A 6,180-nucleotide genomic window follows, 5' to 3' on the forward strand; every position below is an offset into this window, starting at 1 on the left:
GCGTGGTGTTCACGATTCCGCTGCGCCACGCGATGGTGGTGCAGAGCGACCTGCCTTACCCCGAAGGCGTCGCAGCAGCAGAAATCCTGCGCGTGGGCAGCGGCCAGTCGGCGGACGGTGAAGATGCGGCCGATGGCGATGCGGTGCCCGCCGCCACCGGCATGCGCGATCTGGCCGCGGGCGGCGTCGTCGCGGCCATCGTGGCGTTTGCCACCAGCGGCCTGCGCCTGCTGGGCGAAGGCGCGAGCTGGTGGTTCGCAGCCGGTGCTGCGGTGGTGCGCTTGCCGCTGGGCTTTTCAACCGCGCTGCTGGGCGCGGGCTACCTGATTGGCCTGGTGGCCGGGCTGGCCATGCTGGTGGGCCTGGTGATCGCCTGGGGCATCGCCGTGCCGTATCTGACCTCCATCACGCCGATGCCGGCCGGCAAGGCGCTCTCTGCGTTCGGCACGGATGTGTGGCGCACGCAGGTGCGCTTTATCGGCGCAGGCGTGATTGCGGTGGCGGCCGTGTGGACGCTGGGCACGCTGATCGGCCCGGTGGTGCAAGGCGTGAAGCGCTCGTTTGGCAGCCTGCGCCCGAAGGCTGATGGCGCGCTGCGCACCGGGCAGGACATGGCGCCGCGCTGGATTCTGCTGGTCACGCTGGCCATGGTCGTGGTGCTGGTGATCACCTTTGCCGCATTCCTGGCGCCGACCATGCTGTCGGTCGGCTCGCGCTGGACGCTGATCACCTGCGCGGTGATCTTTGCAGTGGTGTTCGGCTTTCTGGTGGCGGCGGCGTGCGGCTACATGGCGGGGCTGGTGGGCTCGTCGACGAGCCCGATCTCGGGCATCGGCATCATCGCCATCACGCTGGTGTCGCTCATCTTCGTCGCGATCGGCGCGGACAATGGGTTGATGGGCTCGCCCGAGGCCAGCAAGCTCGGCATTGCGCTGGCGATCTTCACCACCTCGGCCATCGTGGCCGTGGCGACCATCTCCAATGACAACCTGCAGGACCTGAAGACCGGATGGCTGGTCGGCGCGACGCCGTGGCGCCAGCAGGTGGCGCTGCTGATCGGCTGCGTGGCTGGCGCGGTGGTGATCTCGCCGGTGCTGGAGCTGCTCTATAACGCGTATGGCTTTCCGGGCGCACTGCCGCGGCCGGGCATGGACCCGGCGCAGGCGCTGTCCGCGCCGCAGGCCACGTTGATGACAGCCATCGCCACCGGCATCTTCACGCACAAGCTGCAGTGGAACATGGTGGTGACGGGCCTGCTGATCGGCGTGGCGCTCATCATGATCGACCAGATCCTGCGCCGGACCACGCGCTCGGCCAGCCTGCCGGTGCTGGCGGTCGGCTGCGGCATCTACCTGCCGCCCACGGTGAGCGCACCGCTGGTGATCGGCGCCACCGTGGCATGGAGTATCGAGCGCGTGCTCACGCGCCGCGCCCAGGCCGCGGGCGTGCCCTACGAGCGCTACGCCGAGGTGCCCAACCGCCACGGCGTGCTGCTGGCCTCGGGCCTGATCGTGGGCGAGAGCCTGGTGGGCGTGCTGATGGCGGCCATCATTGGCGCGACCGGCAAGGATGCGCCATTGGCGCTCGTGGGCGATGCCTTTGAGGGCACGGCGCAATGGCTTGGGTTGATCGTGTTCGGCGCGGTATGCTGGGCCTTCGCGCGGCGCGTACTGGCCGTGCGCCCCGTTCACTGACGCTTACGCCTCACACGCCATGCTGCTCCGCGACGCAACGCAAGCCGACCTGCCGGCCATCCTCGCCATCTATAACGACGTCATCGCCACTTCCAACGCGATCTACACGGAAACGCCGGCCACGCTGGAAGACCGCGCCGCCTGGCTGGCGATGCGCGCTACGCAGGGCTATCCGGTGCTGGTGGCGGACGATGGCGGCCACATCGCGGGCTTCGCCTCATTTGGGGATTTCCGCCCGTATCCGGGCTATCGCCACACGGTCGAGCACTCGGTGCACGTGCACCGCGACTGGCGCGGCAGGGGCGTCGGCAGCCTGCTGGTGGAGGCGCTGTGCGTGCGCGCCGCGGCACTGGGCAAGCACGTGATGGTCGGCGCCATCGACGGCGCCAATGCCGCGTCGATCGGCATGCACGAACAGCTCGGTTTCGAAGAAGTCGGCCGCATGCCGGAGGCCGCCATCCAGCGCGGCCAATGGCTGGACCTCGTCTTCATGCAGCGCTGGCTGGACGCGCCCGGCACCGTCCGCAAGGACTGACGGGCACCTCCCGCTCAGGCCGATTGCGTCGTCGTCTCGGCCCACCGCCCGCAACCACGCCGCACGGTCTCGTGCAGGTTGCGGGTTTTATTTTGCGCGGCGCGGATCCACTCCGCATCAGACTCGCGCCCCTCCACCACTTCGCGCACCAGATCGAGCGCGCCTTCGGATGACAGCGCCTCGGCATGCGGCGCCAGCGCCTTGCTGGTCTCGAGGATGTGATCGGCCAGCGCGCCACGGTTGCCGGTGGCCGGGTCCACATATTCGCCCGCCAGCCCGAAGCGGCAGGCCTGGAAGCGGTTGAAGGTGTAGACGAGGTAGTCGTCCTCGACCGGCATGAAGGGGCGGTCGAGCAGCAGCCAGCGGCCCAGCGCCTGGATGTAGGCGGCGATGGCGGCGGCGCGCTCCACCGTCAGCGGCGTGTCCATCACGCGCACTTCGATGGTGCCAAATTCGGGCTTGGGGCGGATGTCCCAGTAGAAATCCTTCATGCTCTCGATCACGCCGGTGGCGCGCATCTTCTCGAAGTACGCGACAAAGGCATCCCACGTGAGCACGAACGGTGCGCGGCCCGACATCGGGAAGGCGCTGACCGAGTTCAGCCGCGCCGAGGCAAAGCCGGTGTCCACGCCCTGCACAAACGGCGACGCTGCGGCCAGCGCGATGAAGTGCGGCACGTAGCGCGACATGGCGTGCAGCAGATACAGCGCATCGTCCGGGCTCGGGCAGCCCAGGTGCACGTGCTGGCCGAACACGGTGAATTGCTTGGCGAGATAGCCGTACAGCTCCGAGAGGTACTGGTAGCGCGGCGACGCCGAGATAGTGCGCTGGCTCCACTGCTGGAACGGGTGCGTGCCGCCGCCGCAGATGCCGATGTTGAGCGGCACCGCTGCCTCGACCATGCGGTCGCGGATCTCGCGCAGCTGCCAGAGCGCCTCGTCGTGGCTGTGGCAGATACCGGTGGCGATCTCGATCATCGCCTCGGTGATCTCCGGCTTGATGTCGCCGGGGTGCTCCTTGCCCTTCAACATGCGCAGCAGGTCGGACGACGCGGAGGCGAGGTCGTAGTCGTGGCGGTTGACGAGCTGCAGCTCCAGCTCCACGCCGAAGGTCAGCGCCTCGGATTTGGCAAACGGTTCAAGCGACATGACAGGCCCCTAACGTCTTGCTTCTTCCTGCCGCACCTCACCCGCCCAGCGCAGCGAACGCGCGGTCAGGATGGGTGCGACGATCTGCTGGATCGCCAGCGTGCACAGCAAGATGGCGGTGAGCGGCGCACCGGTCAGCGGATACAGCACGGCGGTGTCATGCGTCAGCAGCCACGACAATCCCGACATCGGCCCGAGCGCCAGGCCCAGCGCCACGCTCTGCCGCATCGACAGCCCCGAGAACGAGCCCAGCGCCGCCGTGCCGGCCAGCTTGGCGACAAAGCGCGCCAGCACCAGCGCCACCGCCGCGGCGCCGCCGATCATCCAGTCCGATGCCGAGAGCGGCAGGCCAAGCGACACGATCATCACCACGATCAGGATGCTGCCCGCGCTGCCGAAGTGCGCCGGCCACACGCGCGGGTGATCGTTCTGATGCTTGAAGACCACCCCCGCCAGCAGCAGCGTGAGCGGCACCGACAGCTTGAGCAGCTTGGCCAGCGCCAGGGCAAACAGCACTAGGCCCACCAGCACCAGGAAGGCGTAATGGTCGTCCCCCGCCATGCGGTGATACAGCGCGTGGCCCACCTTGCCCGTCACCCACGCCAGGGCCGCCGATCCTACAAGCAGGTATAGCGGATGCAGCAGGGCGGCACCCCAATGCCCATATTCACTGTGCAGCCAACCGGCGGTGAGCGGCACCAGCACGCTCGCATAGATGCTGTTGAGCGCGCCCAACGAGAGCAGGCGCTCGGTCACCTGCCCTTCGGCGCGCAGCTCGTTCTTCAATTGCAGCAGGATGGTGGGCGACGTGGCCACGGCAATCGCCCCGGCCGCCACCGCCACCGGCACCGCCACGCCCAGCACCTGCAGCACCCACGTCACCAGGCCCCAGGTCAGCAGGCTCTCGAAGCCGCTGGTCAGCAGCAGCCAGCGGTTGGCGCGCAGCCAGTCGAACGAGAGCCGATGCCCCAGTTCGAACAGCGCCAGGGCCACCGCCATTTCGATCAGGATCTGGGTCTGCTCCAGCATCTCGGCATCGACGAGGGGGCGGCCCAGCACACCCGCCGCCAGCCCCGCCACGGCATAGCCGACGATGCGCGGCAGCCGCAGCACCACGCGCGCGAACTCCCCGCACAGCGCGGCGCCAACCAGCGCCAGCCCGATCCAGAACAGCCCGCCGGGTGCCGGCGGCCAGGAGGGAAAAAGATCGTTAAGTCCTGTCATGGCGGACATGGTACCCGAAGCACCCGGCGCAAAAAGTCAGCGAAGCACTGACACTCGATAGGGATCAATTACATGATATTTGGGCGCAGATGACAGGCACTTGACGAAAAAACCGGATTAGCCCCCATGCAAGCAGCGGGATCACCCGCTTCGCGCGCAAAGAAAAACCGCCCCGGAGGGCGGTTTCTCAGGCTGCGGACAGCGGGGTGCGATTACTTGCCGCCCACGCTTTCCAGCGGTGCCCACTTGCCGCCGGTGACCTTGTAGACGGTGATGCCGCCGTCCTTCAGGTCGCCCTTGTCGTCGTAGGCGTAGTGCTTGGCGGTGACGCCTTGCGTGTTGGTGGCGGCCAGGATCGGCAGGTACTTGGCCGGGTCGGACGAACCGGCAGCGACCATCGACTTCATCAGGGCCATCGCGCCGTCATAGGCGTACGGCGAGTACGTCTGCACCGGCGTGCCGAAGCGCTTCTCATAACGCTGCTTGTAGCCCGCGCCACCCGGCATCTGCTCCAGCGGCAGGCCCGCCAGCGAGCACACCACGCCTTCGGCCGCTTGCGCGCCCGCCAGCTTGATGAAGTCGTCGGTCTTGGACATTTCGCCCGACATCAGCGTGGCCTTCATGCCCAGCTCGCGCATCTGCTTGACCAGCGGAGCGGATTGGCCTTCGGCGCCGCCGTAGAACACGACGTCCGGGTTCTTGCTCTTGATCTGCGTCAGGATGGCCTTGAAGTCGCTGGCCTTGTCGTTGGTGTACTCGCGACGCACGATGGTGGCGCCGGCTGCCTTGGCGGCCTTCTCGAACTCGTCTGCCAGACCTTGGCCGTAGGCCGTGCGGTCGTCAACGATGGCAACGTTCTTGTAGCCCAGCTTCTTGACGGCGAAGGTGCCAACCACCGAACCCTGCTGGGTGTCGGAAGTCATCATGCGGAAGGTGGTCTTGTAGCCCTGCTTGGTGTATTCCGGGGCGGTGGCCATCGCGATCTCCGCGATGCCGGCCTGGTTGTACACGCGCGAGGCCGGGATGGTCGTGCCCGAGTTGAAGTGGCCGAGCATGCCCTTGATGCCGTTGTCCACCAGCTTCTGCGCGACGGTGGTACCGGTCTTCGGGTCAGCCTGGTCGTCTTCCGACACCAGCTGGAACTTCACTTCCTTGCCGGCGATCTTCGGCTTGGTGGCGTTGAACTCTTCAACAGCCAGGGTCAGGCCGTTCTGCATGTCCTTGCCGTATTGCGCTTGCGCGCCGGTCATCGGGGCGGCAAAGCCCAGCTTGATGACTTCCTGCGCCGATGCGGCCGTCGTTGCCCCACCCGCCAGCGCGCACAGTGCTGCCGCCACCCACAGTTGCTTCAGTTTCATGTCTGCGTCTCCTTTTCAGAACGCAATTGGATCAATAGCGCGGCGGGATCACCGCCGCCCTCCTCCCGCTTCGCCCCGCGTTTGCACCCGTCGTGCAAACGCGGTGACGAATCCTGCTTGTGCTCCCCGTCAGCCGATGGTCATCAGGCTGGCGTTGCCACCCGCCGCGGCCGTATTGACCGACAGCGAACGCTCGATCAGCAGGCGCTCCAGCGCCAGCC

General features: G+C 67.3%; 5 protein-coding genes. 2 read left to right on the forward strand and 3 right to left on the reverse strand.

Annotated features, from left to right (window positions below; translation table 11 throughout):
- On the forward strand, positions 1–1,694 hold a 1,694-nt coding region (locus QZ609_RS23385), incomplete at its 5' end, for an OPT family oligopeptide transporter (protein ID WP_295499967.1).
- A 19-nt stretch (positions 1,695–1,713) separates the two neighbouring features.
- Positions 1,714–2,229, forward strand: coding sequence for a GNAT family N-acetyltransferase (locus tag QZ609_RS23390; protein ID WP_295499969.1), 516 nt, complete (start codon positions 1,714–1,716; stop codon positions 2,227–2,229).
- A gap of 14 nt (positions 2,230–2,243) precedes the next feature.
- Here the strand turns inward: QZ609_RS23390 and QZ609_RS23395 are convergent, their stop codons facing one another.
- From QZ609_RS23395 to QZ609_RS23405, 3 genes are all read right to left on the reverse strand, one after another.
- Complete coding sequence (locus tag QZ609_RS23395) at positions 2,244–3,377, reverse strand: YbdK family carboxylate-amine ligase (RefSeq protein ID WP_295499971.1); 1,134 nt, start codon at positions 3,375–3,377, stop codon at positions 2,244–2,246.
- Between the two features lie 9 nt (positions 3,378–3,386).
- On the reverse strand, positions 3,387–4,610 hold the full coding sequence (locus tag QZ609_RS23400) for a cation:proton antiporter (protein WP_295499973.1): 1,224 nt from the start codon (positions 4,608–4,610) through the stop codon (positions 3,387–3,389).
- 203 nt (positions 4,611–4,813) lie between these two features.
- Positions 4,814–5,959: a branched-chain amino acid ABC transporter substrate-binding protein gene (locus tag QZ609_RS23405; protein WP_295499976.1), complete on the reverse strand. Its 1,146-nt coding sequence runs from the start codon at positions 5,957–5,959 to the stop codon at positions 4,814–4,816.
- Positions 5,960–6,180: the final 221 nt, after the last annotated feature.

This window comes from uncultured Ralstonia sp., assembly GCA_913056305.1.
GTDB lineage: Bacteria > Pseudomonadota > Gammaproteobacteria > Burkholderiales > Burkholderiaceae > Ralstonia.

Coding starts and splice junctions, on each gene's coding strand:
- QZ609_RS23390 (WP_295499969.1), top strand. CDS start 1,714: ATGCTGCTCCGCGACGCAACGCAAGCCGACCTGCCGGCCATCCTCGCC.
- QZ609_RS23395 (WP_295499971.1), bottom strand. CDS start 3,377: ATGTCGCTTGAACCGTTTGCCAAATCCGAGGCGCTGACCTTCGGCGTG.
- QZ609_RS23400 (WP_295499973.1), bottom strand. CDS start 4,610: ATGTCCGCCATGACAGGACTTAACGATCTTTTTCCCTCCTGGCCGCCG.
- QZ609_RS23405 (WP_295499976.1), bottom strand. CDS start 5,959: ATGAAACTGAAGCAACTGTGGGTGGCGGCAGCACTGTGCGCGCTGGCG.